General features: G+C 66.9%; 4 protein-coding genes. All 4 read right to left on the bottom strand.

All coding sequences use genetic code 11. The features are described from left to right. On the bottom strand, positions 1-390 hold a 390-nt coding region (locus EN738_RS33015), incomplete at its 3' end, for an ATP-binding cassette domain-containing protein (RefSeq protein WP_127287213.1). 17 nt (positions 391-407) lie between these two features. After that, positions 408-977, bottom strand: a complete 570-nt coding sequence (locus EN738_RS33020; RefSeq protein ID WP_127287214.1) for an ATP-binding cassette domain-containing protein — start codon at positions 975-977, stop codon at positions 408-410. A 61-nt stretch (positions 978-1,038) separates the two neighbouring features. After that, the gene (locus EN738_RS33025; RefSeq protein ID WP_245478385.1) at positions 1,039-2,031 is read right to left on the bottom strand and encodes a substrate-binding domain-containing protein; all 993 of its coding nucleotides are present in this window, start codon (positions 2,029-2,031) and stop codon (positions 1,039-1,041) included. Between the two features lie 82 nt (positions 2,032-2,113). Further along, positions 2,114-2,890, bottom strand: coding sequence for an SDR family oxidoreductase (locus EN738_RS33030; protein ID WP_127287215.1), 777 nt, complete (start codon positions 2,888-2,890; stop codon positions 2,114-2,116). Positions 2,891-2,907: the final 17 nt, after the last annotated feature.

Raw genomic sequence — 2,907 nt, forward strand, 5'->3', positions numbered from 1 at the left:
ATCCGAAGGCTCGCGCGGCCGGTAAGGTTGGCCGCCGGCCGCCATCTGCCCCGACTGCAGCGGATCGAGGCCGACGATGGCGCGCGCGACTTCCGTGCGCCCGGCGCCGACCAGGCCGCCCAGCCCGACAATCTCGCCCGCCCTCACCTCGAAGCTGATCCCCTGGACACGCCGTGTCGTGACATCGTTGAGCGCCAGCCGCACCGGTCCGAGCGTGCGCTCCTTGCGGTTGAACAGATCGCTCACCGGCCTGCCCACCATCAGCCGCACCATGCGCTGCTCGTCGAGCTCTGCGATCGGCTCGTCGGCGACGCGGCTGCCGTCGCGCATCACCACGCAACGGTCGGCAAGCTCGATGATCTCGCGCAGCCGGTGCGAGATGTAGATCACCGCGACGCCATCGGCCTTCAGCCGCCGGATGACCCGGAACAGCCGCTGCGCCCATCCTCCGTGAGCGACGAGGTCGGCTCGTCGAAGGCGAGCAGCCGCGCCCCTGGGCGCAGCGCGCGCATGATCTCGATCAGTTGCCTGAGCGCCGGGCTCAGGCCATGGCAGCGTTGCCCGGGTGACAGCACGTCGACCACGCCGAAGGTGTTGAGCAGCTCGAGGCTGCGCCGCTCCAGATCCGTGCGGTCGAGAAAAATCCCGCCCCGCGCCTTGATGTCGCCGATGAAGATGTTTTCCGCCACCGTCAGCTCCGGGATGATCTCCGGCTCCTGGTGGATGACCCGGATGCCCGAGCCATGTGCTGCGCGTGGCGAGTTGAGCTGGACCGGCTGACCATCGACCAGAACGCGACCGCTGTCCGGGCGATGCTCGCCCTCCAGCACGCGCATCAGCGTGGACTTGCCGGCGCCGTTCTCGCCGATCAAAGCGGTGATCTCGCCGGCATGGAAGGCAACGGAGACGTCGCGCAGCGCCTGCACCGCGCCGAAGCGCTTGCTGACGCCCTCGACGGAAACGACGGGCACGGTCATCGGCGCGCGGCTCCCTGTGAGGCCGCGCGCCCCGAGGCCGACAATGAGGCCGGAAGGAAGCCTAGGACTTGCAACCGAGCGTGTCCTTGAACTTGGCGAAGTTCTCGCCGCTGATCAGCGTCGCGTCCTGGAAATAGTCCTTCTGCATTTCCTTGCCAGTGGCTTGGTCATAGAGCGCCTGGATCGCCGCGGCGCCATGCTTGGCGCTGTCCAGCCACATCGTGCCGCGGAAGCCGGTGGGCTTGCCGGAGCCGAAGGCCTCGCAGGAGCGCGAGCCGTCGATGCCGATGCCGATGACGTTCTCCGGCTTCATGCCGGCATTCTCGGTGGCGCGCACACCGCCGAGCACGCCGTCGTCGTTGCAGGAGTAGAAGATCCACTTCTCGGCGTCCGGATTGGCCGTCAGCGTCGTCGACACCACGTCGATCGAGTTGACCATGGTGTTGTCGTAGGGGATCGACAGGATGCGCGACTTGATCTCCGGGATCGCCGCGACGAGCGCTTCCTCGGCGCCCTTGTTGCGGCGCATGCAGGTATCGGCCTTCTGGTCCTCGATCGAGCCGACGCGCACCTTGGAAAGGTCCTTGTCCCAGCCCTCGGCCTTGACGATGCGGGCGATCTCGCCGCCGACCTGCTTGCCGATGTTGAGCGCGTTCATGCCGACATAGGCGACCGGGCTGCCGTCGGCAAAGGCGATGTCGTCGTCGACCGCGATCAGTCCGATCTTGGCGGCCTTGGCCTTGTCGGCGACGACCGGGCCGAGCGAACGGTCAGGCACCACCACGGCAATGCCTTTGACGCCGTCGCCGACATAGGTGTCGAAGGTGGTGACGGCGAGGTTGGCGTCGAACTGGACATCCTGCACCAGGAGATCGACGCCGAGCTCTTTGGCCTTGTCCTTGGCGCCCTGCACCTCGCGGACGAACCACGGGTGATCGCCCATCTTGTTGATGTAGCCGAACTTCATCTTGTCCTGCGCGCCCGCGCCGTGGACCGTCAGAGCGACGGCTGCGGTCGCGGCCACCGCAAGGCATGCCTTGATCATTGGTTTCATGGTTTCCTCCCTCTGGATCCCGGCCGGCGAGACCCCATTTTGCTTGAAGACGTTCCCGGCGACCGGCCGCCGGCGCGAAACCTCATTCGTGGTAGAGAACCGAGCGCCCGCCATCGATGACGATGCAGGCCGCGTTGATGAACGGCGCCTCGTCGGAGCCGAGGAAGACGGCGGTCATGGCCACTTCCTCCGGCCGGCCGATGCGGCGCGGCGGATGCAAATCGTAGGTGCGCTGGCGCTCGGCCTGCGGGTCTGGGAATGTGTTCCAGTAGTCGACCGCGATCTGCGTCTCGATGTAGCCGGGCGCAATCGCGTTCACGCGGATGCCCTCGGCCGCGTATTGGATGCCGAGCGACCGCACCAGGCCGAGCAGCCCGTGCTTGGCGACCGGATAGGGAAAGGTCGACGGGATGATCGCGAAGGAATGACAGGACGCGATCGCGACGATCGAACCCTGTTTCTGGTCGCGCATCGCCGGCAGCACCGCGCGCGCCGAATACCAGACGCCGTCGAGATCGACGGCAAAGCAGCGCCGCCATTCGTCTTCGGTGGTTTCCAGCGGCTCGTGGAACACGTTGATGCCGGCATTGGCGACCAGCACGTCGATGCGGCCGAAGGCGCGGAGTGCCTGCTCGGCCGTCGTCTCGCAAGAGCCGGCGTCCGCGACATCGGTTTCAACGAACAGCGCCTTCACGCCGCAGTCGGCAAGCGACGCTGCGACGCTCTTTCCGGTCGCCGCGTCCTTTTCCGCGACGACGATCACCGCCCCTTCGGCGGCCATGGCGCGCGCCGTCGCCTCGCCGATGCCACGCCCGGCGCCGGTGATGATCACCACCTTGTCTTTGAGACGCCCGGCCATTGTCACCAGTCCACGAT

Origin of the sequence: Mesorhizobium sp. M4B.F.Ca.ET.017.02.2.1 (assembly GCF_003998955.1) — a bacterium.
In the GTDB taxonomy this organism is placed as follows: domain Bacteria; phylum Pseudomonadota; class Alphaproteobacteria; order Rhizobiales; family Rhizobiaceae; genus Mesorhizobium; species Mesorhizobium abyssinicae.